The organism is Archangium violaceum, from assembly GCF_016859125.1.
GTDB classification, from domain to species: domain Bacteria; phylum Myxococcota; class Myxococcia; order Myxococcales; family Myxococcaceae; genus Archangium; species Archangium violaceum_A.
Genome location: NZ_CP069338.1, coordinates 9,366,905 through 9,392,859, shown reverse-complemented (window position 1 = coordinate 9,392,859; position 25,955 = coordinate 9,366,905). Strand labels below are relative to the sequence as shown.

The following is a 25,955-nucleotide window of genomic DNA, read 5'->3' as shown; positions in this document are numbered from 1 at the left end:
TGCTCCCCCTCCGCCGCCCAGGGGGGGAGCCGCCTCACGGAAGGAACCGTCGTCTCGTTGTCCCTCTCTTGGAGCCGTCATGCCGCGTCTGCTTCTGCTCGCACTTCTCCTGGTGCTGACCCCCTTCTCGGCGCATGCCGCCGACACCCTCACGGTGACGGACCTCGCTGGCCGGACCGTCAAGGTGCCCACGAAGGTCGAGCGGGTGATTCTCGGCGAAGGCCGTTACGTGCCGGTGCTGGCGATCTTCGATCGCGAGGATCCCCTCAAGCGGGTCGTGGGGCAGTTCGGCGAGTTCCAGCGCCTGGATCCGGCGGGGTACGAGCAGTACCTCTCGCGCTTCCCGAAGCTGGCCAAGGTGCCGTTGATCGGCAATGCGTCGGCGGACACGTTCAGCCTCGAGAAGGCGATCTCGCTGTCGCCGCAGGTCGCGATCTTCGGTCTCGAGGGACATGGCCCGTCTCCCTCTCAGAAAGATGTCATCTCCCGGCTGGAGGCCGCCGGAATCGCCGTCATCTTCATCGACTTCCGTCAGGATCCGCTCGTCAACACGCCGCGCAGCATCGAGCTGCTGGGCAAGGTGCTGGGCCAGCAGAAGGTCGCGGCCGATTTCGTGGGCTTCTACAACGAGCAGATGAAGCGGGTCAGCGATCGCATCGCGAAGGCCCGGAAGAAGCCGTCGGTCTTCATCGACAACCGCGTCGGGCTGTCGGAGGAGTGCTGCAGCACGATGGTCAACGGCATGATGGGCCGCTTCGTCGAATGGGCTGGCGGAACCAACCTCGCGCGTGACGTGGTGCCGGGCGTCCACGGAACGGTCAGCCTGGAATACCTGCTGACCCACCAGCCCGATGTCTACGTGGGCACCGCCATTGGCACGGCGGTGACCGCCACGAAGGGCGGCCATCAGATCGCGCTGGGTGCTCGCGTCACGCCGGATGTCGCGCGTGCCTCCCTGAAGCGGGCGACCAGCCGTCCCGGCATCAGCGCGCTGAAGGCGGTCAAGGAAGGCCGTGCGTTTGGCGTGTGGCATCACTTCTACAACTCGCCCTTCAACGTCGCCGCCGTCCAGGCCTTCGCCAAATGGCTCCACCCGGACCTGTTCGCCGACGTCGATCCCGAGGCGACCCTGCGCACCCTCTACAGCCGTTTCCAGCCCATGGAGCTGGATGGCACCTACTGGATTGGATTGAAGTGATCGCCGCCGCGTCGGGTGATTCTCTTGCCGCGGGCTACCGCCGCTACCTGCTGGCGCGGCTGCTCGTCATTGCGGGCTTCGCCGCCGCGCTGGTGCTGTCCTTCCTGTTCGATGTCGCGACGGGTCCGTCGACCTTCCCCGTCGGCGACATCGTCACGGGTCTGCTCGAGCCTTCGGCGCTGGATGCTGGCAAGCAGGTCATCCTCTGGGACGTGCGCCTGCCGTATGCGGTGATGGCGGTGCTGGTGGGGGCGGCGTTGGGCCTCTCGGGCGCCGAGATGCAGACGGTGCTGAACAACCCGCTGGCCAGCCCCTTCACGCTGGGCATCTCGGGGGCCGCGACACTGGGGGCCTCGCTGGCGATCGTGTTCCAGTTCGATCTCCCCGGGGTGGATTCGAACTACGTGATTTCGGCCAGCGCCTTCGTGGGGGCGATCTGCGCCACCCTCCTCATCCAGACCTTGTCGCGGTTCTACGGCGCATCGCTCGACGTCGTGGTCCTGTTCGGGATCGCGCTCTACTTCGCCTTCCAATCCATGGTCTCGCTGGTGCATTTCATGGCGGATGCCAGCGCCTCGCAGGAGATCATCTTCTGGACCATGGGCAGCCTGTCGCGCGCCAATTGGGACAAGATCGGCATCGTCGCGGTGACGCTCGCCCTCTGCCTGCCGCTGTCGATGCGCCAGAGCTGGTCCCTGACCGCGCTTCGAGGGGGCGAGGACCACGCCCGCAGCCTCGGCATCTCCGTCGAGCGACTGCGGTTGCTCGTCCTCCTGCGGGTCAGCCTGCTCGCGGCCGTGGCGGTCTCGTTCGTGGGTGAGATCGCCTTCGTGGGCCTGGTCGGGCCGCACATCGCCCGCATGGCGCTGGGCGAGAACCACAAGGTGTTCCTGCCCGGCAGCACCCTGGCGGGGGCGCTCTCACTCTCGCTCGCATCCATCGTCAGCAAGTCCCTGGTGCCGGGTCTCATCCTCCCCGTGGGCATGGTCACCACGTTCGTGGGGATTCCTTTGTTCGTCGGGCTGATCCTCGCGCAGCGGAGGCGATCGTGAACGAGGGATTGAAGGTCACCCAGCTCTCCGCCGGCTACGGCAAGCGCCGGGTGCTGTCGGAGCTCAGCCTGCCGGTCATCGCGCCGGGCTCGATGGTCGCCGTGCTCGGCCCGAACGCGGTCGGGAAGTCGACGCTGCTCCAGACCCTCGCCGGACTGCACAAGGCGACGGGGAACGTCCTGCTCGACGGCGTGGAGCTGATGACGCAGAGCCCTGGCCAGCGGGTCCGTCTGGTGGGCTATCTGCCGCAGACCCTGCCGCAGCCGACGTCCCTGGTCGCCTACGAAGCCATGCTGAGCGCGGTGCGAGCGGTGCGCCCCGACCTTCCCACCCGGCGCGCCGAGTCCCTGGTATCGGAAACCTTCGACGCGTTGGACCTCTCCGCCCTGGCGTTGAGACGGCTGGCGGAGATGTCGGGTGGGCAGCGGCAGATGGTCGGATTGGCGCAGGTCCTCGTGCGCAAGCCGCGATTGCTCCTGCTCGATGAGCCGACCAGCGCGCTCGATCTGCGGTGGCAGTTGGGCGTCATCAAGACGGTGCGCACCATCGCCACCCGCGACAGGGCGATCTGCCTGATGGCGGTGCATGACATCAACCTGGCCATGCGCTTCTGTGACGTCGTCATCGTCCTGGGCAGGGCGGGCCTGCTGGCGGCGGGCCCTCCGGCCGAAGTCATGACGGCCGACATCCTTCGCGAGGCGTATGGTGTCGAAGGGCGCGTGGAACGCTGTTCGAAGGATATGCCGGTGGTGCTGATCGATCACGCTGTGGAAACGCGTTGATCGCGGCTAGGACAGTAGTGAGGTCCATAGCGAGGCCGCATCGAATCCAGCGTTGCGAGTCCTTCGACACCAGTCCAGAGACTCATCGAGGGGACCTTTCTCAGGAAAATCTGGGCAGCGGGGAGACGTCCGGCTCGACCCAGTCCCGGCACGCCTCCTCCGACTCCAGCGTCCCCTTCCGGTAGTGCCGCTCCAGCAGCTTTCCGTTCAGCAGCTCCGGGTGGGCCTCCAGGAAGGTGCCGTCGCGTAGCGGCGGATCGTCTCCTGGATGCGCGCGTATCCCTCCTCGCTTCCGTGCCGGCGCAGGTACAGCCATCCCAGCCGCACGTGCTCCCGGTGTCCGAAGCTTTCACCCGGCCACATCGACGCCTCCACTGCTCCGAGGAACTCGTCGTCACTCGCTGTCCGGGGATCCATTCGCTCATCTTACGGGTTGGAACACGCTGTTGTTATATCCCGCTCATGCGACTTGCCGACATCCCTCGCTGGCTCCTCGCCGCGCTCCTCCTCGGGTCCTCCCTCGCGAGAGCCGCGCCCTCCTTCCGCGAGCAGCTCGAGGCGTACGCTCGTCACCGCTCCCTCTCCGTGGATTGGATCTCCAGCGCCCGGCTCGACGAGGACCCCGCGCCTGAGCACCTCGCCCGCCTGTGTAACCCTCGCGAGCCCGCTTCCTCCGTCTACGTGCTGGAGCAGGAACCCGGCGTCCTCTGGGGCCTCGACGCCCCTCCCGAGCAGCTCCCCTGCCCTTCCAAGCCCCCTCGTGCGAAGCCACTGCCCTCCCGACTGGAGCTGTCACGGAAAGACGGGCATGAGGAGTCCCGCGTCAGCCTCGCCTTCCGCGAAGGCCAGCCCGTCTTCGTCGCGTCCTCGCGGAGCAGCCCCTTCATTCACGGCTCCGGCAGCTCCACCGAGGAGAAGGACTGGGAGGGACTGCGCTCCTCGATGACCTTCTCCGCTTTGGATGGCGAGCACGGCCTGCCGGTGGACTCGGAGGACTCCAGGCCCCCAGCGGTCGCGAAGGAGAAGCACATCACGGAGCGGTTCGAGGGAGCCATCCTCCCCGTTCTCGCCTCACCCGAGGCCGCCGCCGCGCTCCCGCCCACGTTCAACCACGTCCACCTCGGGCGCGAGCACTGGACGGGCGAGAAAGACGCCTCCGTGCGAGTCACCGCGTTCGCCCTGAATGCCGACACCGTCCGCCTGCGAATCCAGGTGCGCGATGATCGCCTCATTCCCGCCGCGGAGGACCTGAGCAACACGGGGCTGCTCGGCGTGGACCACCTGAAGATCCAGTGGGGCTACGACCCCAGGCTCCAGCTCGTGGTGGCCCGCACCGAGCAGGGGGGACCACTCGTCCACTGGAACCCGCCCCCCGGCTCCACCGAGCCCCCGCCCACCGTGGCGTTCGACAGGAGTGCCTTCCTCGTGGACCTGCCGCTCTCCAGCCTGCGCGTGAACCCGCGGGCGGACTCCTGGCAAAAGCCCTTCTCCGTCATCTTCTCGGATTCGGACGCGCCCGGGACTGCTCCTCAGACACAGATCGCGCTCGGAACGCTGCAAGCTCGCTGGGCTGGCTGGACCTCCGTCTCCAGTCGACTCGTCTCCCACCCGGACCACGCCCGCTACCCGCCCGTGAGCACCACCGCCTTCGGTCGGATCTCCCGCCTCTCCCTCGAGGAGCCGAAGCCCTAGCTGGGCTGCCTGTCGTGGAGCGTGACGAAGCGGATGGCGCCGTGGCGTATACCCTCCGGGCGCGTCAGGAACTGGCGCACCGTCCGTCGTACTACGATGAAGGGGCCGCTCGCGGGACTGTGATGCGACTTCCGAACCGAGCCTCTGGAGCTTGACTAGCTGGTCGTGTCCGCCTTCCCCGAGCGGCTCCTTCATTTCATCCAGGCCCAGACAGGCGCTCGGGAGGTGGACGTGTGATGGACGTGGCGTTGGCTCGCGCCGAGCAGGTCGCACGCGAGGACCTGGTGATGTTCGTGAACGCGTGCTTCTCCTGCACGGGGCAGCGCGAGTTCTACAACGACGCGCGCGGGCAGGCGGTCTCCATCGAGTTCCTGCACGCCTACATCCTGGGCAACTACCGCCGCCTCTACGCGCGGACGCTGGCCGCGGGCATCAACCACTTCAACCAGGCGCAGATCATCCTCAACCTGCTGGCCACCGGAAAGCAGACACCGGCCACGGATCGGCGTGAGGAGGGAGCGCTCATCGCGGCGGCGCTCCGGACGTTGCCACCGCAGCGGGCCTTCCGGGTGCTGGAGGTGCTGCGCGAGCGGCGCATCAACAACCGCCGGACGCGCGCCATCGTCCAGGAGTATCTAGAGAGACGACCAGACCTGGGGTTCGAGGCGATCAAGTACCGAGCCAAGCTGCGGGCCGCGGTGGCGCACGGGCACCTGAAGCTCGGGGGCGAGCTCAATCCCTTCCTCTTCCACGGCTGGCGCAAGCGCGTGTTCACGACGCCGCTGCTGGAGAAGTTCCGCCAGGCCCACTACGACGCGTCCGCCCTCTTCGAGCTGCCCTTCACCGTCGCCGAGGGGTTGGCCGTGAAGCACGGCATTCCCCGTGACGTGTTCCTCACGCGTATCGAGCCGCGCCTCACCGCTGCCGAGCGGCTGCGCCTGCAGGGGTCGGCCGCTCGCGAGGACGGAGTGACGCTCTCATTTGAGCTGGGGCGCGCACCACTCACGAAGCTGGCGCTCTACGTGCTCTCCTTGAAGCCGGGGGTGAGGCGAGAGCGACAAGCCGAGCTGCATGCCGGGATGGAGCAGGCCGCGGCCCGCACGCTGCGCCGGGCCTCCGTGCCCCTGGGCCGGGTGGCCGCCGTGCTGGACAACAGCGACTCCGCCTCGGGCTCCACCGAGAAGCGCCGCCGCCCGCTGGGGGTGGCGCTCGCCGCGCATTACCTGCTGTCAGCCTCGGCCCGCGAGTACCGGGCCTTCTGGACGAGCCCCGTGGAGGATCCGCTCCTCATGGGCGCGCGGGGACAGACCGATCTGTCCACCCCGCTGCTCGATGCCCTGGACTGGAGGCCAGACCTGGTCGTCGTCGTGTCCGACGGCTACGACAATGATCCACCGAACGCCGTGGCAGAGGTGACCCGCGTCTTCCGCACGAAGCTGGACCCGGCTCGCCGCACGTCCATCGTCCACGTGAACCCCGTGTTCGCCTCGGAGCTCTACGCTCCCCGAGGCATCGGCCTCCACGTACCCACGGTGGGCGTGCGGGATGCGGAGGATCTGCCGACGGTGCTCGGCTTCGCGCGCTTCGCAGAGGGCGCAGCCCCGCTGTCGGAGCTCGAGGACTATCTCGCGGCACGCGTGCGGCGGTTGCTGGAGCGCGGGCAGCGGAGCCTGACGCCAGCGGAGCCCCAGGAGACCGCCGGAGCGTCCACTGCCGAGGAGGAGGATTGATGGCCCGCACAGAGACGAAGCACCTCCTTCCCACGGGCTTGCGGCTGGCACCCGCGCAGGCGTGGGGCAGCATCCGCCTGGTGCCGGTGCTGAGAGACGAGGTGCGGGGAGATCTGCGCTTCGCCCGGCGGACGTACGATGACGATCTCACCGTCGTCGCGCTGAAAGGCGGGCTGATGGAGCCCGGGCTCAAGTACATCTCCTACGTGCCGCACGGCCTGGTGATGGCCTGGGACGACCGGAGCCGGAGCGCGGCAGCGGCCTTCGGGACGCAGCTCCACAAGCCCGAGGGCAAGGCGCTGAAGGTGGGTCCGTTCACCGTCCGGTTGATGCACCGCATGGTGCACCGGGAGGAGAAGAACCGACTGCGGCTGTTGCCGCTGCACCTGGCGATGGAGGGCTTCCTCGCCCTGCACTTCGGCGGACCGGAGGTTGCCTGGTCCGAGTACTCGCAGGAGGCCCTCTCCCGGGGGTTGAACCCCCGCAGCGAGTGGTCCGTGGATGGATGGGCGAGCACCGCCTTCGACGAGGCCCTGCGGCTCTTTGAAATCCACGAGCAGCAGGTGGGCGTGCTCATCTTCCATGCCGATCTGCTGTTGTCCGCCTCCATCGTCTCGCACCCCGAGGACTACCGCGCGCTGCACCGAGCGCTGGTGGAGGACTTCTACGGAGAGCTGCTGCTCCAGTACGGCTTCCTCGGAGACGTGCCGCCCCTGGGACTGTCCATCGATGAGCGGCGGGTGTCCTCGGTCGGGGACCTGCGGGCCGCCGTCGAGCAGATGAGGAAGGACTGGGCCAGCTTCCAGGGCTTCATGGCCGGGGGCCTCTTCGGCGTGGAAGTCTCGGCGAGCACCGTCTACGAGGCGGGGCCGTTCCAGCTCCAGCGCTTCGTCACCGGACTGGTGCCCACCGAGGAGAATCACATCGGCGAGGTCATCGTGCGCGGGGACGGGACGCTCGAGTACCTCAAGACGTACCGCCTGTCGGCGGCGCAGACGCGGCGGGCCTACCTGCTCAAGCAACTCGCGCACGCGGAGTGGAATCTGGAGCGCACCGCGGGGAATTTGAAAACGACCCGGGACGACCTGATGGCGCGACTGAGCAACGCAGGTTTCGGTTACCTGCTCAAGGAGTCCGTGCTCGAGGCAGCCCTGCGGCGGCAGCAGGGCCGGCGATGGTGAGCGCACCTGCTGACGAACGCCCGCGTGGGCTGGTAGATGGCGCCCATGCATTCAGCAACCTCCCGTCTCTCTCCTGAGTGGCAGCAATGGCTGGCGGAGAACCTCGCCCAGGGCGCAAGCCTCGAGGAGGTCGCCACCACGCTCCGCGCCGCCGGAGTGAGCGAGGAGGTGGCGCGTGAGGAGGTAGCCGCCGCCGATCAACACCCCTTCGTGCGCGCGGGACGCGGCATCGCCCGCCGCTACGCGCGGATGGAGTCGCTGATGGACGTCTACAGCGCTCTGCACCGTCAGGCAGGCCATCACCGTGGAGTGGAGAAGCGGGCCGGACTGTCCGCCGAGGAGTTCTTCACCCGGTACTACTTCGGCCACCGCCCCGTCGTGCTGCAAGGGCTCATGGAGGACTGGCCCGCCCTGCGCCGCTGGTCACTCGACTACATCCGTGAAACCTGCGGAGAGGCCGAGGTGGAGATCATGTCCGGCCGCGACGCCAACCCGAACCACTCCTTCGAACACGATCGGCATCGCTCCACCGTCCGCATGGCGGAGTTCGTCCGGATGATCACCGAGGCGGGTGAGACGAACGACTTCTACATGGTGCCGCGCAACGACAACTGGCAGCGGGATGGCCTGCGCGCCTTGCGTGAGGACATCCGGGCCCCCAGCGGCATCATCGACCCGTCGCTCGATCCTCGCTCGATGACGCTGCTGCTCGGCCCCGCCGGCACCGTCACCCCGCTCCACCATGACAAGACGAACGTCCTGCTGGGGCAGGTCCTCGGACGGAAGCACTGCAAGCTCATCCCCTCCTTCCAGCCCCACCGGGTGTACCCGCGCGACGGGACCTTCAGTCACGTGGATGCCTCGAACCCGGACCCCACGCTCCACCCCGCCTACCTGGAAGCCCACTGTGTGGAGGTGGTGCTCGAACCGGGAGAGCTCATCTTCATTCCGGTGGGCTGGTGGCACTGGGTGCGCGCGCTCGACGTCAGCGCCTCGGTCACCTTCCTCCACTTCCAGCTCCCGGAGGGGAACACCTACATGGAGTTCCCCGCCTGAACCCGCGGGGGGTCAGCCCTCGCGAACGAGCGGCGCGACCTGGGGGGTCGGAAGCAACTGCCGCGACTTCGGCTGGGCGACCGCCCCGCCCTGACGGAAGGGAAGGACGTTGACGTCGCCCTCATTGGGCGCGGTGTGCTTCGAGGTCTCGTGGGACTTCACCATCGCATTCACTCCTGATGAACATCGGGTGTACGACGGGCGACCCTATAGCAGCCTGGGAGCCCAGGAGACACGCGCAATGACGCTCAGTGGCACTTGGAGCCCGGGCCGCGCGCCTGCTCGAACCAGCGGCGCCAGGCCGCCACGTCGTCGCCGAAGTCCTGCCCCGCAAGCCGCGCGAGCACCTTGCGCGCGGGCTCGTGCTCGAGCGCCGACCGCATGCCCGCCATCTCCACCAGCACCTCGCCCGCCTTGTCGAGGAGCCGCTGCCGGTGGACGGTGCCCTCCACTTCCAGGATGTGCACCAGCGTCCAACCCGCCTTGTTGCGATCGGACTCCAGCGGGAACCAGAGCGCCTCGAGCACGGGGTCGATCGGAACGATGCCTGGCTTCTTCGACCGCTCCTGCGCCGATCCGAGCCGGCGCAGTGCCTCGTTGCGCACCCCCTCGTACGGGTCACGCACCGACGGGAGGATGGCCTTCACCAGTTGCTCGGGTGAGGACAGGTACGTCAGGAGCATGAGCGCGTTCGTGCGCTTGCCGCTGTCCTTGTCCTCGCGCAGCACGCGCACCAGCGCGTCGGCGTTGCGGGGCACTCCGTCGATGAACCGCTGCTCCCTGGGCGCGAGCTCGGGGTGATCGAAGCCTCCGTAGCACCCCATGGGCGCACGGCAGGTGCCCATGCCCCACTCCGGCACCGCGCCCTGCCCTCGCAGCTTCCAGAACGTCTTCAGGTAGTCCGACCAGGCCGCGAGCAGTCCCTCCGGATCGGCCACCTCCCCCGTCGGCTCGGGGTTGAAGGGCATGCGCCACTCGTCCCCGAGGTCGACCAGATCCACCGTCACACCCATGGTGTGATTCATGTTCTGGCCCACCGACATCCGGATGAACGCGAAGGAGCCCGTGTCGGTGAGCCGCTTCTTGCTCTCGATGAGATTCGCGACGAACTCCTTCTGCTGCTTCTCATCCTTCGTGTCGAACCGCGTGCCCGGCGCCGGCAGGGTGATGAGCGCGAGCAGCTTCTCCTTGGGGACCTTGCGCGAGCCGAAGACCTCCACGCCCTCGAACACGTAGATGGAGTTGGGCTGCTGTGACGCCTCGGCTTTCACGGGCGCCTCGGCCTGGCGGGCGGTGGTGGTGCAGCCGGCGAGCAGGGCAAGACTGACGACGAAGCGTTTCATGATTCCCCCGGTGCCTGGGTACAGGCACGGACCTCGCGACTGTAGTCACATCGCACGGGGGCTGACGAGAACGCGAAGGGCCCCACCCGGGATGCCGGATGAGGCCCTCGTGCCACGTGGACAGCGCTCCGAACCCGTTACGGGCAGGGCGTGCCGCAGATCAGCTCGCCGGTGATCGGGTGCTTGTAGCAGGGCGGCTGGCAATCCTCGGCCTGCACGGGAGCGGAGGTAAAGCCCATGCCGAGGGCAAGGGCGGCGGCGGCGACGAAGAGAAGACGCTTCATCCTGTTCTCCTTCTGGGGGAATCGATTGGGTGAGGCGCGGTGAGAATAGACGAATCAGTGCACGGGTGTTCAGGTTTCTATTTATGTTCAAAATAAAAGCATCCTCATAATTGGGCGCGTTTGACTCGGAGTGTATTGGAGAGGGCTCGAGCCATGCGCCGCACGGCCTCGGCGAGCTCGGACTCCTCGAGGAAGGCGAAGCCCAGCCGCACCGTGGGTATGGGACGCCTGTCGAAGGTGAAGGCACCTCCCGGGACGAAGGCCACGCCCGCCTCCAGCCCCGCGCGAGCCCAGGCATCGGCATCCACACCCGGAGCACAGTGCGCCCACAAGGCCATACCCCCCGCGGGAGGCGAAACGGTGAGCGCGCCCGCCAGCTCCCGCTCCAGCGCACGCACGAGGGCGTCGCGCCGGTCGTGGTAGACGCCGCGCATCTTGCGGACGTGGCGCTGCACTTCGCCCTCCTCCAGCAGCTCGGCCACGGCGGCCTCCAGCACGGAGTCCCCCTGCCGATCCACCGCCTCGCGCACCCCGAGGGCTCGCTCCAGGAAGGGGCGCGGCGCGGCCAGGAAACCCAGGCGCAGGGCCGGAGCCAGCACCTTGGACAACGTGCCCACGTACAGCACCAGCCCGTCCCGGTCCGCGCTCGCCAGCGGTAGGACGGGACGGCCCTCGTAGTGGAACTCGTGATCGTAGTCGTCCTCGATGAGGGCCACGCGATGCGTGCGAGCCCACGCCAGCAGCGCGAGCCGCCGCGCCGGAGAGAGCGTCACGGTGGTGGGGTAATGGTGGTGGGGCGTGAGGTACACCGCGCGCACCGGCGAGCGACGGGAGAGCGCCTCGAGCGCGTCCACCCGCAGGCCCTCGCCATCCACCGGCACGGGCACGAGACGGGCCCCGGCGAGCTGGAGCGCATTCCAGGCGGCACGGTAGCCGATCGCCTCCACCACCACGGTGTCCCCGGGCCGTAGCAGGGTGCGCGCCACCAGATCCAACGCCCCCTGACTTCCCCGGGTGATGATCAGATCGTCCGCGCGGACGGCGAGCCCTCGCAGGGAGGAGAGCATTCCGGCGAGCGCGGAACGGAGGCGCGGGTGGCCACTCGGATCGCCATAGTCGAGCAGGCGTTTGCCATCGAGCTTCAGCGCGCGACGGTAGGCACGAGCCAGGACGGAAGCGGGGACGAGCCGGACATCGGGAACACCTCCCGCGAGGACGAGCGTGCCACGCGGAGGCGTGGGGTACTCACGGCGCAGGGGCGCGGAAGGCAGCGGGAAGCCCACGTGCGAGGGCATGTCCGGACGGGGGGCTCCGGCGGAGGGATGCGCGGGCACGTCTGGAAGCGAGGGAGAGACGTAGGTGGCCCGAGCCGCCGAGGTGGTGATCCACCCCTGCGTCTCCAACTCCCGGTACGCGGCGAGCACGGTGTTGCGGTGCACGCCCAGGGACTCGGCCAGGGTGCGGCTTCCGGGCAGCGGGGCCCCGGGAGGGAGCCGGCCGCGACGGATGTCGTCCTCCAGCGCGCGGGCGATGCGCACGAAGAGAGGCGTTGGAGAGGGTGCGCGGAGATCGAGCGTCAGGTCCCAGCCCTTCATGGTGGGGAGCCTGCCTCGGATCGCGGGAACTGGTCCATCCGATTTGTCGGAACTGGGCCTGTTGGATGGACCAGTCCGGAGAGATGAAGAGACGCATGAACACACCCACCCCGCCCAGTGAACGAGGGACCGTCCGCCGCCTCCCACAGCGCGCCTCCTACGAGGAGCCCGTCATCCACGCCATCCTCGACGAGGGCCTCGTGGCTCACGTGGGAGTGGCGGTGGAGGGCCAACCGTACGTGCTCCCCATGGTGTACGGACGCATCGGACGAAACCTGTACCTGCACGGCGCCTCGGTGAGCCGGCTCGCCCGGCAGCTCTCCCAGGGCGTGCCGGTGTGCCTCACGGTGACGCTGCTGGACGGGCTCGTCCTGGCGCGCTCCGCGTTCCACCACAGCGCGAACTACCGCTCGGTGATGGTGCTGGGCACGGCGTCGCTGGTGACGGACGACGCGGAGAAGACCCGAGCACTGGAGGCCATCACGAACCATGCCCTGCGCGGCCGTTGGGCCGAGGTGCGCCCACCCAATGGCCAGGAGTTGAAGGCGACGTCCGTGCTTCGGCTGCCGCTGGAGGAGGCCTCGGCGAAGATCCGCACCGGACCACCTCGCGACGACGAGGAGGATCTGTCACTGGATTGCTGGGCGGGAGTGCTCCCGCTGCGGCTCATGCCACTTCCGCTCGTGCCCGCTCCGGAGTTGCGCGAGGGCATCCGCCCGCCCGCATCCCTCCTCGAGTACCTGGAACCCAGAGGCCGTGCACCGTGAAGGGAACGTGGTGGTCGAACCACGGTGAGAGGGTCTCCACCCGGTGCGTGCGGAGATCGACGTTCGCAGCGTTATGCTCGGAGCCCGCATGCGCTGGAGGGGGCGCCCCGGGGTCACCGTGCCATAGCGCGACATCCGCTCCGCCGGGAAGAGCGTTCTCACAGGAGCCTGGACTACAGGCTATCGCAGCCCGGGATCCTGCAGGGAGAGGCACCGCCACTTCCTCGTGCTGGTGCAGGAGCAGGTCCCCGCGACGGAACTGCCGACACAGCAGCTGCGCGTGGAGCCAGGGAGCGAGCACGACTGCCCATTGAGATTCGTGCACGAGCTGCTCGAGGAGCAGATGGGCGCCGGCGTGAGCCCGCAGTACTGAGCGGTGCCATCACACGTCACATGATTGCCATCCGATGCGGAGCAGGTCGTCCCCTGACAGGAGATGGTGTTTCCGTTCGCGCAGCTCGTCGAACAGGTGACGAGGGCACTCTCGCTTCGCGCCAGCAAGTCCTCGCCGGGCTCGAACTCCGTCCCTCCACAACCAGATACGACAAACGCTGCCAGGATGAGCAGGAAGCTCCTCATGTTCGACTCCCATGTCCGCGGGTTTGGCAGTCACCGTACAGACCTCGCGGAATCCCGTCAATTCCTCGCATTCACGACAGCGAATTCCGTCGTCCCACCCTCTCAATCTGTTGCTCGCGAAGCAACAAGACATGGGCAAGGACTGTCAGGATTTCATATCACCCGCCCAATCCGTTGCCCGCGAGGCAACAAGGCGTGGACGACTCAGCGAAGAGCGCGAGTCTGGTCGTTCTGCCGCCGGTACGCGCCTGGAGCAATCCGTCGACGGGGAGGTCTTCACCTTCAAGGGAAAGACGCGCATGGTGACGCCGCGAGCGCTCGCGACCGACGAGATATTCCCGGCATCGTCGAGCAGTTCCGGCGCGCGGCCGAGAACGCCCGGGAGGCGGGCCGAGCTCGTGGCCTACGGCGTGCCGTTCATCGCCAATCCAGACCTGCCGGAGCGCTTCCGGCGCGAGGCCCCGCTCAACACGGCGGACTTCTCCACCCTCTACAGTGGCGAGGAGAAGGGCTACACGGACTACCCTGCGCTGCGCTGACCCGGGGAGACAGTTTCCCCCTTGAAGGACAGCTGGCGCGTGGCCAGGAAGAAGGCCAGCACCCCCAGCGAGTAGAGGTCCGCGCGCCCATCGATGCTGGCGCCGCGCTGCCACTCGGGGGCGAGGTACTCCAGCGTGCCCTGGAGCCGCTTCATCGCGAAGAACTCGTGGCGGAACATCAGCACGAGCTCCTCGACCTTGTTGGGCGGCAGACCCGCGGGGACCTGCATCTCCTTCAACGCGGCGCTGCTCCTACACGTCCTCGACGAGCCAGATGCGGCCCATGCCGCCCTCGCCCAGCAACCCCCGGTGTGGTAGCGGCCCGTCACCCACATCCCCACCTCGAGCGAACGCCGCTCACCAGGGAGGATGCCCGGGGTGGTGATGGGAGTGCGGCCAGGCTCCTCCCACGACCCCGCGGAGCCACCAGCAGCGGGCCGGCTCCGGCCGCGCTCGTCGAGAATCGCTGTCTGCTCTTCGTCGCTCATCGCCAGAGAACCGCGAGCATTGGACACGTCATTGACGCGTCAATGCCAGCAGCACGCCGGGATTCAGAGAACAGACACCACCCGGCTCCTATTCGTGAGCGATCTCATACGAAGCCAGTGAGGACCATCACAGTAGAATCAGACATCTCCCTGGTACTTCAGGCCATGGGCTCCTGGATGAATGACATGTGGCGCTCGCTCGGATGGATGATATTGGCCGTCCTGTGCTGCACGGCGAACGTGGCGGCCGGCGAGGTGCGAGCGGAGGCGAGGCTGCTGGAGGCGCAGGCGGCGTTCGACGAAGCCAACGAGCTCCAAGCGGCCGGCCAATACACCGAGGCCCTCAGGCGGAGCCAACATGCGCTCACATTGAGAGAGGCCGTGCTGGGCGGCGAGCATCCCGAGGTGGCGACCAGCCTGAGTCAGCTGGGCGACCTCTACCTGCATCCAAGGGATACCACCCGTGCCAGACCGCTCCTCGAGCGCGCCCTCGCCATCCAGGAGAGAACTCTTGGCGGGAACCATCCCGACGTCGCTCGAACGCTCAACAGCCTCGGCGTCCTCCTTGGCATCCAGGGCGCGTACGGTCAGGCCACCCAGTTCCATGAACGAGCGCTCTCCATTCGAGAGACAGCTCTTGGCAAACACCATCCCGACCTGGCCCAGACACTCATCAGCCTCGCCAGTGCCTATCAAGAGCAGGGATCGTACGGTCAGGCCGAGCCGCTCGTTCAGCGTGCGCTCGCCATCCAGGAAGCGGCTTTCGGCGGGAATGATCCCCAGGTCGCCGCCTCACTCAACACGCTCGCGCTGCTCTACAGGAATCAGAAGCAGTACGCCCGAGCCGAGCCGCTCCTCGAGCGCGCCCTCGCCATCCGGGAAGTGTCCCTGGGCCAGCACCACCCCGATGTGGCCTCCACCCTCAACGACCTGGCGAGCGTCCATTACTACCAACGCGCGTACGCTCGGGCCGAGCCCCTCTACAAGCGTGCGCTCGCCATTCGCGAAGCAGCCCTCGGCAAGAACCATCCCGATGTCGGCCACACGTACAACAACCTCGGCCTCCTCTACGCCGCTCGCGGGTCGTACGCGCGAGCCGAGCCCCTCTACAAGCGTGCACTCACCATCTGGGAGACGTCTCTCGGCAAGCACCACCCCACGGTTGCCGCCGTTCTCGACAACCTCGCCACCCTCTGCAGGAATCGGAGACTGTACGCGCGGGCCGAGCCCCTCTACAGGCGTGCGCTCGCCATTCGCGAAGCAACCCTCGGTAGGAATCATCCCCAGCTCATCCACACGATCGTCGAGTTCGCCCGGCTTCGTCTGGCCCAGGACCGCCTCGCCGACGCCATCCCGCTCTTCATGCGCGCCTTCACCCTCTCCGAGGAATACCTGCGCGAAGAGGCGCTCGACCTCTCCGAATCCCGCCAGCTGCATCTGCTGCAATTCCTCCACACCGATGAAGAGCGCCTCTATTCCCTGCTCTGGGCCCATCCGGATGATGCGCGTGTGCGGCACCTGGCGCTGACCGCCGTGCTGCTGCGCAAGGGACGCTCCATCGAGGAGACCTCCAACACCTCCCGCATCGTCTACCGCGGCCTCGGCGCCCAGGACCGAGAGCAACTCGAGCAACTGCGTGCCATTCGCTCCCAGCTCGCCACGTTGGCCCTCCAGGGCCCCGGCTCGCTTGCTCCAGCCGAATACCAACGTCGCCTCGAGGAGCTTGCCTCCCAGGGAGACATCCTCGAAACCGGCCTCGTCAGGCGCTCGGCACCCCTGCGTGCCCTCATTTCCCTTCCACCTCCCGCTGAAATGGTCGAGCGTGTCGCCGCCGCCCTCCCCCAGGACGCGGCTCTCGTCGAGCTCGTCGCCTACGCGCACCGACCGCTCATCCCCGAGTCCGGGCCGCACCGGGCGGAGAGCGCCGGTCCGCTCCGCTACCTGGCTCTGGTGCTCTTCCCAAGTGGACGCATCCGCGCCCTGGATCTGGGGCCCGCGGCGCCCATCGACCTGGCCACCACGGAGCTGTGCAACGCCTTCTCCAGCCGTGATGCCGCCTACCAGCACCATGCACGGACGCTCTACTCCCTGGCGTTCCGGCCGCTGCTGCCGCTCCTGGGCGACGTCCGCCGTCTCTTCATCGCGCCAGACGGCCAGCTCGGTCTCGTCCCCTTCCACGCGCTCCATGATGGCCATGACTTCCTCATCGAGCGTTTCGACTTCACCCGCCTCACCTCTGGCAGGGATCTGTTGCCGCGCCCCCAGCGCCCCTCTCCTTCACGTTCGGTCGTCGTCTTCGCGGCTCCCTCCTTCGAGGCCACGCAGGGCACCGGCTCCCCCTGGGCACCTCTTCCGGGCACCCGCCAGGAAGCCCTGGCCATCCAGCGCCTGCTCCCCCAGACCCAGCTCTTCCTCGGCCACGATGCGACCAGGGAGCGCCTGTTCCAGGTGAAAGCACCCGGTATCCTCCACATCGCCACCCATGGCTTCTTCCTGGAGAACACCGCGGCTCCCGCGGACTCTCGTGCCCTGATTCAGGTCGGCGCCGCCGATAGAGGCCCTTCCCCACGGCGTCCCTCCGACCCGCTGCTCCGCTCCGGGTTGGTCCTCACCAGCGCCCCGGTCACCGCGCTCGAGCTCGCCAGCCTCGACCTGTGGGGCACGGAGCTCGTCGTCCTCTCCGCGTGTGACACGGGCCGGGGCGACGTCAGGCTCGGGCAGGGCATCTACGGTCTGAGCCGCGCGCTCGTCACCGCGGGCGCGGAAACGGTGGTGTCGAGCCTGTGGAAGGTCAACGACGCCACCACCCAGATACTCATGGAGGACTACTACCGCCACCTGCTGGCCGGCAAGGGCCGGGCCGCGGCCCTGCGCGAGGCCATGCGCGCCCTGCGAAGGATCCAACCCCACCCCTATTACTGGGCTCCCTTCATCGCGCTGGGCCGGGATACGCCCCTCCGGGCGCTCGCTCCGAACGCCCAGACGCCATCCGCGGGATGGCTTTGATTGCCTCCGGGGACAAGGTCGCCGCACGCCGTGCGACAATCCGTGGAGTGGAGAAAGGACATGCTTGAACTTCTGCACACATGTCACGGCATTTCGTGAGCGCACGCGATGCGTTGTTGAATCATCCGCCCAACCATGTGGCCGGCTTCTCAATCCAGGACACCTTTCATGTTGGACTCCCGTCACCGGATCGTGTTCCTCTCCCTCCTGGTCTCAGTGGCGTGTGCCCCTCGGACCTGGGCCGAGCAGGGCTTCGTCTACCTGCCAGCGCCTCCCGGGCTCCAATCCGTGGACGAATGGGAGCGGCTGTTCCTCGCCCATTGGGACCTCGAGCATACGATGACCTTCCTGCCCGGGAGCACTTCGCGCGACAGCTGGCGGCTCTACGAGCTCGCCTATGGCATTGATGGCAACACCGCCATGTACCGGGCCACGGGAAAGGTTCAATACCTCGACCGGGCCCTGCTCTACGTCAACAATGTCGTCAGCACGGCCAGGGACTCCTGGTCGCTCGAGGGAGGCCAATTCCAGGACGTGTACAGAGGCTGGGCCTCCCGGCATCCGGATACACTGGGGCAGGAGGTGCCGCTGTACGAGAGCTACTGCTGGCGCTACGTGACCCGCCTGCTGCGCGTCATCCGTGAGACGCCCGCGCTCTACAACAATGACAAGTATCGCGCGCAGTACCATCGGTTGCTGGAGTTCTCGGAGATGGACATTTTCGAGAAATGGCTTCAACGAGGGGCGAACATCCACATCTACCGGGAGAACACGCACATGGCCTCGCACTGGGCCGCCATCGCGATGAACCTGTCGCTCATGACGACCGACGCGGCACGCAAGGCCCGGTACCTGGAGGTGCTCAACAACATCAACCGGAGTCTGCCGAACCACTCATCGTCCCTGCGTGAGCAACTGGTCTCCAGCCCCATCAACGAAGCGGCCTCCTTCTGGAACGACGCATGGGGCTCCCACTCCCGCCCCGGCCAGGACGTGTCACACGGCAACGCCGTGGTGGCGTTCATCATCGAGGCGCATGAGGCGGGAGTGGAATGGACGGACGACGATGTCCGCGCCCTCCTCGTGACGCTCGACTCCGTCATCTGGCCCTCGGACGAGCGGTACGCCCAATACGTCGACGGCTCGGGACGTGGAGATGGCTGGTTCAACGACGGCTTCATGAAGCTCGGCCGCTACGACCCCCACCTCCAGCGCCGGCTCGAGAAACACTCCGTCGGGAACAACACCCAGTTCTACGGCAATGCCGCGCTCAACGTGCGGTTGCTGTCCGAGAAGTCCGCACGTTGAACCGAGGCCGGGTCCCACCTGCTGTCGAAGGGTACACACGTGTGCGGCCTGGTTCACACCCGATATGACGGGACTCCGTTCTTCCAAGGGGTTGCGCAGGGCACGCTTCTTGATTGAGCCGCGGGTATATGAATCCGTACACCTCTCGTTTCCTCGCCTTCGCCAGCCTCCTCACGGCCCCTGCCCTGGCGCTCGCCCAGGATGACGCCCCGAGCGAGACCACTTCCGAGGAGTCCGCTCCGCCCCCGAGTCGCTCGCACAGCGCGCTCGCCGTCGGACTGCGCAGCCATTCGCTCTCGGTGGAGGCAACCACGCCCGAAGCGCCGGCCGTTGTCGTGGACCTGGAGCACCCCTTGATGCCGCACCTCACGGTGTTCGGGGGCTTTCACCTCGGCATGGGCATGAATGCCGCGGGCCTTCAGGCCGGAAGCCGTCTCTATATCGGCAACCAGCCGTTCCAGGGCCTCTTCCTGGGCCTGCAGGCGGAAGGCACGTTCTTCAAGCGCGACGAACGGACGAGCGGGAGCCGGACGTCCGTCGGTGGACTCCTGGGCTACTCCCAGTCACTCGGAGAGAAATGGCGCGTATCGCTCGGCGCGGGCGCCGACGTCAGCCAGACACGGAGCGAGACCGTGGAGCCGCCCACCCCGGGGTGCATTCTCTTCACACCGTGTCTGCTGACCCAGGGCGAGACGCGCGTCGAGAAGCGGGAGGCGGTGCGGCCCCTCGTCCGGCTCGCGGCCATCTACAGATTCTGAGATGGGAAGGACTGCCGCTGCGCCCCCCTCCTACACGACGCCCATGAGACTCAGGGCATCGACATGGTGTGGCCCGTCATCGCCAACCAGGTGGAGACGGTCGCATTGGACACGCTGTCACCGAAGTCGAAGGCGTCGGGCCTCAGCCGCAGCATCTGCACCTTCCCGCTCGCGTCGAAGATGACGATGAAGGTCGCGCTCTCCTTCACCGGGCGCATGAAGTAGTTGGGGCCGCTGCCGGTCGCTCCTTCGAACGAGTAGAGGGTGCTCGTCGCATGCATCGGATGTTCGCCGTGGATGACCTCGGCGACGTCGAGCTCCCCGCAGCCGCCGGGCGAACCCATGCCCCGGCAGTTGCAGCCATACTGCGCGGTGCGTACCACGCGGGCGTTGAGCATCCAGATGGCCGGCACGTCGTCGTAGTATTCGGTGATGGGCCCCGTGTAGCGCGGCATGCGGACGCGGATGGCGAAGATCTTCGCACCCGCCCAGCCGTGACGCGTCACGCCCCGGTAGAAGCCGCACTCGCTCGCATCCCCCGTACCGTTGCAGGGCTCGTCCGACAGGATGTTCATCTCGACCCGGTTCTCGAGCGTGCCGTTGAAGCGGGTGGGTGCCGCGACGGCCGTCTTCGCATCGGCGGAGGCATAGCTCTGACTGTTCCCACCGCACAGCGTCCACTCGCCGCTTCCCGTGCCGCCCAGGTTGTTGAAGAAGGTGAGGTTCGTGGAGCCGCAGCGGTTCCACGAGGACACCCGCTTCCAGGAGCTCGCGTCCGGCCGGTAGACGGCGATGTCATACAGCTCCATCGGTCCGCGGAAGTTGACCGTCAGCTCCTCGTTGAAAGGCGCGAGCGCGCCACTCACGGGCGTGGTTGCCTTCTGGCACGCATTGGAGGGGCAAGCCTGTCCCCAGACTCCGGGAACCATGTGCGTCACGCGCTCGTACGAGCCCGTGCCGCCCACGTTCTTGATGGTCATCGCCGTCACCGGCGTGCCCGTTCCGTCCGGTACGTCATCCCCGAGGTCCTGGAGCGCCGCGGTGTTTCCGGCGGCGCAGTCCGCGGCCGCGAGAGGCACGGCTCCGTCGTCCGGAGCGTCCTCCGACAGCGTGGTGGTCCCACACGCGCTCTGCAGGAGCGCGGACAACGCGATCATCGACAGCTTCCATCCGCTCTTCATGAATGTGTTCTCTCGAGGAATTGAAAAAGGGATGACCCGGAAAGAAGACGGCGACCTCGAAAACGGGGCCGCCGTCATTGAACCATGAAGCGCGGAGGGCCTACTGGATGGTGTAGGCCACCGTGCCGCTGCAGCTGCCGTCGGAGTAGCAGCCGGCGCGAATCTGGTACGTGCCGCCCGCGCCCGCCGGAACGGTGTAGCTCAGGTACGAGAGCCTGCTGCACGAGTCGTCGTTGGAGCCAACCTGGGTGCCGGCGGAGGTGTAGAGCCGCAGGTACGTGTCGCCGCTGCCGGAGGAGCCCGCCACGGTGCAGGTGCCGAGTTGGATCGTCTGTCCCGCGGCCACCGTCACATCGTGGTTGGTGGTGTTGCGAGAGGCGCTCTGGGTGCTGCTGGCGCTGTAGGTGAACGAGCCGGTAGTGGGAGCGGGAGGCAGCGGGGTACCGGCGGTGATCTTCCAGACCACGGTGCCGCCGCAGGAGCCGCTGGAGTAGCAGCCAGCGCGAATCGTGTAGGTGCCCCCCTTGCCCGTGGGCACGGTGTACTTGAAGTAGGATGCGTTGCCACTGCAGCCGGAGGCGTCGTCGTTGGAAGCGGCCTGAACGCCCGAGGTGTCGAGCAGGCGCAGGTAGGTGTCACCGGAGGAGGTGGCGCCGGTGAGGTTGCAGGTGCCCACCTCCACCACGTCCCCCTCGTCGAGAGTCAGGCTCTTGTCCGTCGTGTTCTGCTGGGCGTTGTTGGTGTTGGTGGCGGTATAGGTGAAGGACTCAGGAGGCGGCGGGGGCGGAGGAGGAGGCGGGGGCGGCGGCTCGCCGTCGGCACCCCACGGGTCCGGGCACTCCTCGCTGCGGAGGGCGCACTGCGGGAGGCTGTTGCCCAGGTGGCTGATGACCTCCTGGATGGGCACGCCACGGTTGGGGCAGTTGGCGCAGTGGTGCAGCGCCACCACCTGGTGGTCGGCGTAGCCAATCACCGGCGAGCCCGAGGAGCCACCCTGGGTATCCGCGTAGTAGCCCACGTCATTGGGGCCGCCGCTCTGGCAGGCCGCCGCGTTGAGGTTGTACACCTCGGCGTAGCCGGAGGCGTCGGCCGTGGCGCTGGAGGTGACGGCGATCTTCTTGCCGTGCGCCGCCGGGTGCTGGGGGACGTAGATGCGCTCGTCCACCACCGCCCCGGTGGGGCGCAGCTGGAGGAAGCCATAGGTGCCGGAGGGGTTGCTGGGCAGCTTCAGCAGCGTGTAGTCCCGAGGGGCATCCGTCTTGATGAGCGTGGCGCTGGTGGCCACCACCGTGCCAGGGCACGCGCCCCACGAGGCGCAGCTGGTGGAGCAGGTGCTCCCCTCCGCCATGAACTCGTAATCGGTGTTCTGCGCTGCCGTGGCCGTGCTGATGCAGTGGTTGTTCGTCAGCAGGTGGCCCTCGTTGCCCACGAGCCAGCCGGTGCACGCGCTGGAGCCGTTGATGAGCAGGCGCACCACGGCCCGGGAGTGGTTGTAGATTTGAGCCTCGCTGCTCTCGTAGCACCGGGCCCAACCGGAGTCGTCCGCGCCACACAGGGCCTTGGTGCTGAAGTCGGAGCTGTCCAGCTCCTGCGCGGTGTAGCCGCGCGCGTACTTGTCGATGCGGTAGCCGTACTTGTTGAGCACGCCGCGGCGGTCCACCGCCTTGCTGTGCAGCTCGATGATGGCGGTGTCTCCGGGGATGTGGATGGCCCAGAAGCCATCGCGCGCGCCCGGGTGCGCGTTGTCATAGCGCCAGGAGCGCGAGCCGTCCGGTGAACGGACGACGAGGTAGTCCCCCTCCTCGAGCTCGAGCGTGGCGAAGTGCGGGGCGATGTACGAGGCCCCGGGGTGGGTGAGCTTCTCGCTGAGGAGCACCCCCCTGGCGCGCTGATCCACCGCCGCGGCGTACGGGTGCGGTGACTCGAGGCGGTACACCACCTCCTCGCCCACCTTCCTGATGCTCTGCGATGCGGGTGACGCCTTGCACACCGCTTCACTCTCCGGCGCCGCGGCTTGCGCGGTGGCGCCGAGCGCGAGGCTCACGGCGAGACATGCCAATCGGATGTTCTTCATCAAGACCTCAATCTTTCATCATCCAAGAAGCTGGAAGTACTGCAATCACCTTCTTAACAGATGACTCCGACATTCCCAGATCCTGAAGCGCGAAAGCGCATCCGAACCCTTGGCTGCCATGGGCACGTCACCACTTCAGGAAAATTTCCATGCAGCCACACAGTTGCAAACGCCATCGCGCCATTCCCCGCCCGCGCCGTTTTGTTGCATGGTCCGCATTGGCGCCATCCAGATTGGCGCGAATGCCTGCCATGCGGGCGCAACCGCCGGAGTCGCCGAATGAAGAGGATGAACCCCATTCACACCGCCCTCATGGGGCTCGGCCTGCTGCTCGGGGCGGACGCCGCGGGGGCGGCCACGCTGACCATTGGCACCGTCAACAATGGTGACATGGTCCGCATGCAGTCGCTGGCGAAGGCCTACGAGGAGCAACACCCCGACGTGAGGCTCCACTGGCTGGTGCTGGACGAGAACACGCTGCGCCAGCGGCTCACCACCGACATCACCACCGGGGGCGGCCAGTTCGACATCATCACCATTGGCGCCTACGAGGCCCCCATGTGGGGCCGCCAGAACTGGCTGATGCCATTGGAGGGCTTCTCGCCCCGGTATGACGTGGACGATCTCATGCCCAACGTGCGCAAGCAGTTGAGCGTCGAGGGCCGTCTGTATGCGCTGCCCTTCTATTCCGAGGGCTCCATCACCTACTACCGCACGGACCTGTTCGCCGCGAAGGGGCTGAGCATGCCCGCGGAGCCCACGTGGACGGAGATCCGCGGCTTCGCCGAGAAGCTGCACGACCCCGCTCGTGGTGTGTATGGCATCTGCCTGCGCGGCAAGGCGGGTTGGGGCGAGAACATGGCCATCATCACCACCCTCGTGAACGCCTTCGGTGGCCGCTGGTTCGACGAGAAGTGGGAGCCGCAGCTGGACACCCCCGAGTGGCACCAGGCGGTGAACTTCTACGTGGATCTGCTCTCCACGTTCGGCCCGCCGGGGCCCAGCAGCAACGGCTTCAACGAGAACCTGACGCTGTTCAACGCGGGCAAGTGCGCCATGTGGGTGGACGCGAGCGTGGCGGGCTCCTTCGTCACCGACAAGGCGCAGAGCCTGGTGCCGGACAAGGTCGGGTTCGCCAAGGCGCCGCGCGCCGTCACCGACAAGGGCAGCTCCTGGTTGTGGACCTGGGCGCTGGCGGTGCCGTCGAGCTCGCGCCAGAAGGAGGCCGCGTTCGAGTTCATCCAGTGGGCCACGTCCAAGGAGTACGGCCAGCTGGTGGCCCAGCACCATGGCATCTCCGCCATGCCGCCCGGCACTCGCCTGTCCACGTATACGAACGGGGAGTATCTCCAGAAGACGCCCTTCGCCCTCGTCACCCGGGAAGCCATCCAGACGGCCAACCCCGACTCCCCTACCCTCGAGCCCGTGCCGTACACGGGCGTGCAGTTCGCCACCATCCCCGAGTTCCAGGCCATCGGCAGCATGGTGGGCCGGCAGCTCTCCGGGGCCCTCGCGGGCTTCAGCCGCGTGGACAAGGTGCTGCACACCTCGCAAGGAGCGGTGCGGCGCACGATGAAGCGCGCGGGCTACTACGACCAGAACGGAGTTCCAGGAGCGCAGAGATGAGAGAAGCCGCCGAACCCTCCAGCCGCGCCGGACGCCTCACCGCGGCCCCCGCGATCCTCATGCTGTTCGCATGGATGATCGTCCCGCTGGTCATGACGCTGTACTTCTCCACGCAGTATTACAACCTGCTCTACCCGGGCAGGACGAAGTTCGTGGGCCTGGAGAACTTCACCTACTTCTTCACCTACCCGAGCTTCCTCACGAGCATCGTCAACACGCTGCTGCTGGTGGGCAGCGTGCTGGTCATCACCGTGGTGTTCGGCGTGCTCATCAGCGTGCTCGTGGACGCGAAGTTCCCGGGCCAGGGCATCGTGCGCATGCTGCTCATCTCACCCTTCTTCATCATGCCCACGGTGAGCGCGCTCGTCTGGAAGAACCTGCTGATGAACCCGGTGTCCGGGTTGTTCGCCTGGGTCTTCCAACTGGTGGGGCTCACGCCCATCAACTGGTTCTCCGACTGGCCCCTGCTGTCCATCATCCTCATCGTCGCCTGGGAATGGCTGCCCTTCGCCATCCTCATCTTCGTGACGTCGCTACAGTCCATGGATCAGGAGCAGAAGGAGGCCGCGCAGATGGACGGCGCCACCCCGGTGGCCATCTTCCGCCACCTGACGCTGCCGCACCTGGCCCGGCCCATCGCGGTGGTGGTGATGGTGGAGTCCATCTTCCTGCTCAACGTCTTCGCCGAGATCTTCACCACCACCGGCGGAGGCCCGGGCGACGCCACCACCAACCTGCCCTTCCTCATCTTCACGCAGGCCCTGCTCGAGTTCGACGTGGGCGCCGCCAGCGCGGGAGGCCTCGTCGCCGTGGTGCTCGCCAACCTGGTCGCCGTCTTCCTGCTCCGTCTGATCGGCAAATCCCTCACCCACGCCTGAACCCATGCCCGACTTGAACAAACGCCGCCAGCTCACCGAGACGGTGCGCGCGATCTGCGCGTGGCTCGTCGCCCTGCTGCTCTTCTTCCCCATCTTCTGGATGGTGCTCACCAGCTTCAAGACGGAGCTGGGCGCGTTCTCCATGCCCCCGAGTTTCCTCTTCACCCCCACGCTGGAGAACTACCGGGAGATCCTCGAGCGCAACAACTACCTGCACTTCGCCTTGAATTCGCTGCTCACCAGCGGCGGCGCCACGCTGCTGGGCATGCTCGTGTCGGTGCCGGCGGCCTATGCGTTCGCCTTCCATCCCGGCGAGCGCACCCAGGGCACCCTCATGTGGATGTTGTCCACCAAGATGCTGCCCGGCGTGGGCGTGCTGGTGCCCATCTACCTGCTGGCGCGCTTCACGGGTCTGCTCGACACGCGCTTCCTGCTCATCATCGTGTTCGCGCTCGTCAACCTGCCCATCATGGTGTGGATGATCTACACCTACTTCCGGGACATCCCCCGGGACATCCTGGAGGCCGCGCGCATGGACGGCGCCACCACCGCGCAGGAGATCTACCGCGTGCTCCTGCCCGTCAGCCGGGGCGGACTCGCCTCCACCGCGCTGCTGGCGCTCATCCTCAACTGGAACGAGGCGTTCTGGTCCCTCAACCTGACCACCACCCAGGCCGCGCCCCTCAGCGCCCTGGTCGCCTCGTTCTCGAGTCCTGAAGGCCTCTTCTGGGCCCGGCTGTCCGCCATTTCCACGCTCGCCTGCGCTCCGATCCTGGTCCTGGGCTGGGGCTCGCAGAAACAACTCGTCCGCGGTCTCACCTTCGGCGCCGTCAAGTAA

Annotated in this window: 23 protein-coding genes and 1 pseudogene; 16 read left to right on the top strand and 8 right to left on the bottom strand. The window is 67.2% G+C overall.

The genetic code is table 11. The annotated features are described in order from the left end of the window. Positions 1-79 precede the first annotated feature (79 nt). Genes JQX13_RS39740 through JQX13_RS39730 form a run of 3 tightly spaced genes read left to right on the top strand, consistent with a single transcriptional unit; the run spans position 80 to position 3,032 of the window. Positions 80-1,198, top strand: a complete 1,119-nt coding sequence (locus tag JQX13_RS39740; protein ID WP_203404620.1) for an ABC transporter substrate-binding protein — start codon at positions 80-82, stop codon at positions 1,196-1,198. Beyond that, positions 1,195-2,250 (top strand): FecCD family ABC transporter permease, encoded by a 1,056-nt coding sequence (locus JQX13_RS39735; RefSeq protein ID WP_203404619.1) that lies wholly within the window; start codon positions 1,195-1,197, stop codon positions 2,248-2,250. Before JQX13_RS39740 ends, JQX13_RS39735 begins: the two co-directional genes overlap by 4 nt. After that, positions 2,247-3,032: an ABC transporter ATP-binding protein gene (locus JQX13_RS39730; protein ID WP_203404618.1), complete on the top strand. Its 786-nt coding sequence runs from the start codon at positions 2,247-2,249 to the stop codon at positions 3,030-3,032. Before JQX13_RS39735 ends, JQX13_RS39730 begins: the two co-directional genes overlap by 4 nt. Before the next feature lie 207 nt (positions 3,033-3,239). On the opposite strand, the gene JQX13_RS39725 is transcribed toward JQX13_RS39730, so the two are convergent. Beyond that, a complete protein-coding gene (locus tag JQX13_RS39725) occupies positions 3,240-3,449 on the bottom strand; it encodes a hypothetical protein (protein ID WP_203404617.1) in 210 nt (69 codons plus the stop codon). Positions 3,450-3,494: 45 nt separating this feature from the next. Here JQX13_RS39725 and JQX13_RS39720 point away from each other — a divergent pair, with 45 nt between their 5' ends. From JQX13_RS39720 to JQX13_RS39705, 4 genes are all read left to right on the top strand, one after another. Next, positions 3,495-4,724: a hypothetical protein gene (locus JQX13_RS39720; protein ID WP_203404616.1), complete on the top strand. Its 1,230-nt coding sequence runs from the start codon at positions 3,495-3,497 to the stop codon at positions 4,722-4,724. 236 nt (positions 4,725-4,960) lie between these two features. Then, a complete protein-coding gene (locus JQX13_RS39715; protein ID WP_203404615.1) occupies positions 4,961-6,454 on the top strand; it encodes a hypothetical protein in 1,494 nt (497 codons plus the stop codon). Next, entirely contained in the window at positions 6,454-7,635 is a 1,182-nt protein-coding gene (locus JQX13_RS39710) for an ARPP-2 domain-containing protein (RefSeq protein ID WP_203404614.1), read from the top strand. The genes JQX13_RS39715 and JQX13_RS39710 overlap by 1 nt, the downstream gene beginning before the upstream one ends. Positions 7,636-7,680: 45 nt before the next feature. Continuing rightward, positions 7,681-8,691, top strand: coding sequence for a cupin-like domain-containing protein (locus JQX13_RS39705; RefSeq protein ID WP_203404613.1), 1,011 nt, complete (start codon positions 7,681-7,683; stop codon positions 8,689-8,691). Between the two features lie 12 nt (positions 8,692-8,703). Here the strand turns inward: JQX13_RS39705 and JQX13_RS39700 are convergent, their stop codons facing one another. The 4 genes from JQX13_RS39700 to JQX13_RS39685 all read right to left on the bottom strand — a co-directional run bounded on the left by JQX13_RS39700 (position 8,704) and on the right by JQX13_RS39685 (position 11,913). Further along, complete coding sequence (locus tag JQX13_RS39700) at positions 8,704-8,856, bottom strand: hypothetical protein (RefSeq protein WP_203404612.1); 153 nt, start codon at positions 8,854-8,856, stop codon at positions 8,704-8,706. Between the two features lie 83 nt (positions 8,857-8,939). Then, complete coding sequence (locus JQX13_RS39695; RefSeq protein ID WP_203404611.1) at positions 8,940-10,034, bottom strand: HEAT repeat domain-containing protein; 1,095 nt, start codon at positions 10,032-10,034, stop codon at positions 8,940-8,942. A 137-nt stretch (positions 10,035-10,171) separates the two neighbouring features. Beyond that, the gene (locus tag JQX13_RS39690; RefSeq protein ID WP_203404610.1) at positions 10,172-10,318 is read right to left on the bottom strand and encodes a hypothetical protein; all 147 of its coding nucleotides are present in this window, start codon (positions 10,316-10,318) and stop codon (positions 10,172-10,174) included. A gap of 104 nt (positions 10,319-10,422) precedes the next feature. After that, complete coding sequence (locus JQX13_RS39685; protein ID WP_203404609.1) at positions 10,423-11,913, bottom strand: PLP-dependent aminotransferase family protein; 1,491 nt, start codon at positions 11,911-11,913, stop codon at positions 10,423-10,425. 95 nt (positions 11,914-12,008) lie between these two features. Between JQX13_RS39685 and JQX13_RS39680 the strand changes: the two genes are divergently transcribed. The 3 genes from JQX13_RS39680 (at position 12,009) to JQX13_RS56010 (ending at position 13,798) form a co-directional block, all read left to right on the top strand. Beyond that, complete coding sequence (locus JQX13_RS39680; protein WP_203404608.1) at positions 12,009-12,680, top strand: pyridoxamine 5'-phosphate oxidase family protein; 672 nt, start codon at positions 12,009-12,011, stop codon at positions 12,678-12,680. A 226-nt stretch (positions 12,681-12,906) separates the two neighbouring features. Continuing rightward, complete coding sequence (locus tag JQX13_RS39675; protein ID WP_203404607.1) at positions 12,907-13,053, top strand: hypothetical protein; 147 nt, start codon at positions 12,907-12,909, stop codon at positions 13,051-13,053. A gap of 505 nt (positions 13,054-13,558) precedes the next feature. Beyond that, positions 13,559-13,798, top strand: coding sequence for a hypothetical protein (locus tag JQX13_RS56010; protein WP_343211039.1), 240 nt, complete (start codon positions 13,559-13,561; stop codon positions 13,796-13,798). An 11-nt stretch (positions 13,799-13,809) separates the two neighbouring features. On the opposite strand, the pseudogene JQX13_RS56595 reads toward JQX13_RS56010, so the two are convergent. Next, positions 13,810-14,133 (bottom strand): annotated as a pseudogene (locus JQX13_RS56595) (hypothetical protein); the annotation flags it as partial. Positions 14,134-14,472: 339 nt separating this feature from the next. Here JQX13_RS56595 and JQX13_RS39660 point away from each other — a divergent pair. The 3 genes from JQX13_RS39660 (at position 14,473) to JQX13_RS39650 (ending at position 19,358) form a co-directional block, all read left to right on the top strand. Further along, positions 14,473-17,292, top strand: coding sequence for a CHAT domain-containing tetratricopeptide repeat protein (locus JQX13_RS39660; RefSeq protein ID WP_203404606.1), 2,820 nt, complete (start codon positions 14,473-14,475; stop codon positions 17,290-17,292). Between the two features lie 168 nt (positions 17,293-17,460). Beyond that, complete coding sequence (locus JQX13_RS39655; RefSeq protein ID WP_239014127.1) at positions 17,461-18,600, top strand: hypothetical protein; 1,140 nt, start codon at positions 17,461-17,463, stop codon at positions 18,598-18,600. 128 nt (positions 18,601-18,728) lie between these two features. Next, entirely contained in the window at positions 18,729-19,358 is a 630-nt protein-coding gene (locus JQX13_RS39650; RefSeq protein ID WP_203404605.1) for a DUF3575 domain-containing protein, read from the top strand. A gap of 50 nt (positions 19,359-19,408) precedes the next feature. On the opposite strand, the gene JQX13_RS39645 is transcribed toward JQX13_RS39650, so the two are convergent. Both JQX13_RS39645 and JQX13_RS39640 read right to left on the bottom strand, forming a co-directional pair. Then, on the bottom strand, positions 19,409-20,539 hold the full coding sequence (locus JQX13_RS39645; protein ID WP_239014126.1) for a DUF2403 domain-containing lipoprotein: 1,131 nt from the start codon (positions 20,537-20,539) through the stop codon (positions 19,409-19,411). A gap of 100 nt (positions 20,540-20,639) precedes the next feature. After that, positions 20,640-22,613, bottom strand: coding sequence for a serine protease (locus JQX13_RS39640; protein WP_203404603.1), 1,974 nt, complete (start codon positions 22,611-22,613; stop codon positions 20,640-20,642). 279 nt (positions 22,614-22,892) lie between these two features. Between JQX13_RS39640 and JQX13_RS39635 the strand changes: the two genes are divergently transcribed. The 3 genes from JQX13_RS39635 to JQX13_RS39625 are packed head-to-tail and all read left to right on the top strand — an operon-like array spanning position 22,893 to position 25,955. Continuing rightward, on the top strand, positions 22,893-24,239 hold the full coding sequence (locus tag JQX13_RS39635) for an ABC transporter substrate-binding protein (RefSeq protein WP_203404602.1): 1,347 nt from the start codon (positions 22,893-22,895) through the stop codon (positions 24,237-24,239). After that, a complete protein-coding gene (locus JQX13_RS39630; protein WP_203404601.1) occupies positions 24,236-25,117 on the top strand; it encodes a carbohydrate ABC transporter permease in 882 nt (293 codons plus the stop codon). Before JQX13_RS39635 ends, JQX13_RS39630 begins: the two co-directional genes overlap by 4 nt. A gap of 4 nt (positions 25,118-25,121) precedes the next feature. Further along, a complete protein-coding gene (locus tag JQX13_RS39625) occupies positions 25,122-25,955 on the top strand; it encodes a carbohydrate ABC transporter permease (protein WP_203404600.1) in 834 nt (277 codons plus the stop codon).

Coding starts and splice junctions, on each gene's coding strand:
- JQX13_RS39650 (WP_203404605.1), top strand. CDS start 18,729: ATGAATCCGTACACCTCTCGTTTCCTCGCCTTCGCCAGCCTCCTCACG.
- JQX13_RS39655 (WP_239014127.1), top strand. CDS start 17,461: ATGTTGGACTCCCGTCACCGGATCGTGTTCCTCTCCCTCCTGGTCTCA.
- JQX13_RS39700 (WP_203404612.1), bottom strand. CDS start 8,856: ATGGTGAAGTCCCACGAGACCTCGAAGCACACCGCGCCCAATGAGGGC.
- JQX13_RS39715 (WP_203404615.1), top strand. CDS start 4,961: ATGGACGTGGCGTTGGCTCGCGCCGAGCAGGTCGCACGCGAGGACCTG.
- JQX13_RS39705 (WP_203404613.1), top strand. CDS start 7,681: ATGCATTCAGCAACCTCCCGTCTCTCTCCTGAGTGGCAGCAATGGCTG.
- JQX13_RS39720 (WP_203404616.1), top strand. CDS start 3,495: ATGCGACTTGCCGACATCCCTCGCTGGCTCCTCGCCGCGCTCCTCCTC.
- JQX13_RS39695 (WP_203404611.1), bottom strand. CDS start 10,034: ATGAAACGCTTCGTCGTCAGTCTTGCCCTGCTCGCCGGCTGCACCACC.
- JQX13_RS39685 (WP_203404609.1), bottom strand. CDS start 11,913: ATGAAGGGCTGGGACCTGACGCTCGATCTCCGCGCACCCTCTCCAACG.
- JQX13_RS39625 (WP_203404600.1), top strand. CDS start 25,122: ATGCCCGACTTGAACAAACGCCGCCAGCTCACCGAGACGGTGCGCGCG.
- JQX13_RS39635 (WP_203404602.1), top strand. CDS start 22,893: ATGAAGAGGATGAACCCCATTCACACCGCCCTCATGGGGCTCGGCCTG.
- JQX13_RS39690 (WP_203404610.1), bottom strand. CDS start 10,318: ATGAAGCGTCTTCTCTTCGTCGCCGCCGCCGCCCTTGCCCTCGGCATG.
- JQX13_RS39630 (WP_203404601.1), top strand. CDS start 24,236: ATGAGAGAAGCCGCCGAACCCTCCAGCCGCGCCGGACGCCTCACCGCG.
- JQX13_RS56010 (WP_343211039.1), top strand. CDS start 13,559: ATGGTGACGCCGCGAGCGCTCGCGACCGACGAGATATTCCCGGCATCG.
- JQX13_RS39740 (WP_203404620.1), top strand. CDS start 80: ATGCCGCGTCTGCTTCTGCTCGCACTTCTCCTGGTGCTGACCCCCTTC.
- JQX13_RS39660 (WP_203404606.1), top strand. CDS start 14,473: ATGTGGCGCTCGCTCGGATGGATGATATTGGCCGTCCTGTGCTGCACG.
- JQX13_RS39640 (WP_203404603.1), bottom strand. CDS start 22,613: ATGAAGAACATCCGATTGGCATGTCTCGCCGTGAGCCTCGCGCTCGGC.
- JQX13_RS39725 (WP_203404617.1), bottom strand. CDS start 3,449: ATGGATCCCCGGACAGCGAGTGACGACGAGTTCCTCGGAGCAGTGGAG.
- JQX13_RS39710 (WP_203404614.1), top strand. CDS start 6,454: ATGGCCCGCACAGAGACGAAGCACCTCCTTCCCACGGGCTTGCGGCTG.
- JQX13_RS39680 (WP_203404608.1), top strand. CDS start 12,009: ATGAACACACCCACCCCGCCCAGTGAACGAGGGACCGTCCGCCGCCTC.
- JQX13_RS39645 (WP_239014126.1), bottom strand. CDS start 20,539: ATGAAGAGCGGATGGAAGCTGTCGATGATCGCGTTGTCCGCGCTCCTG.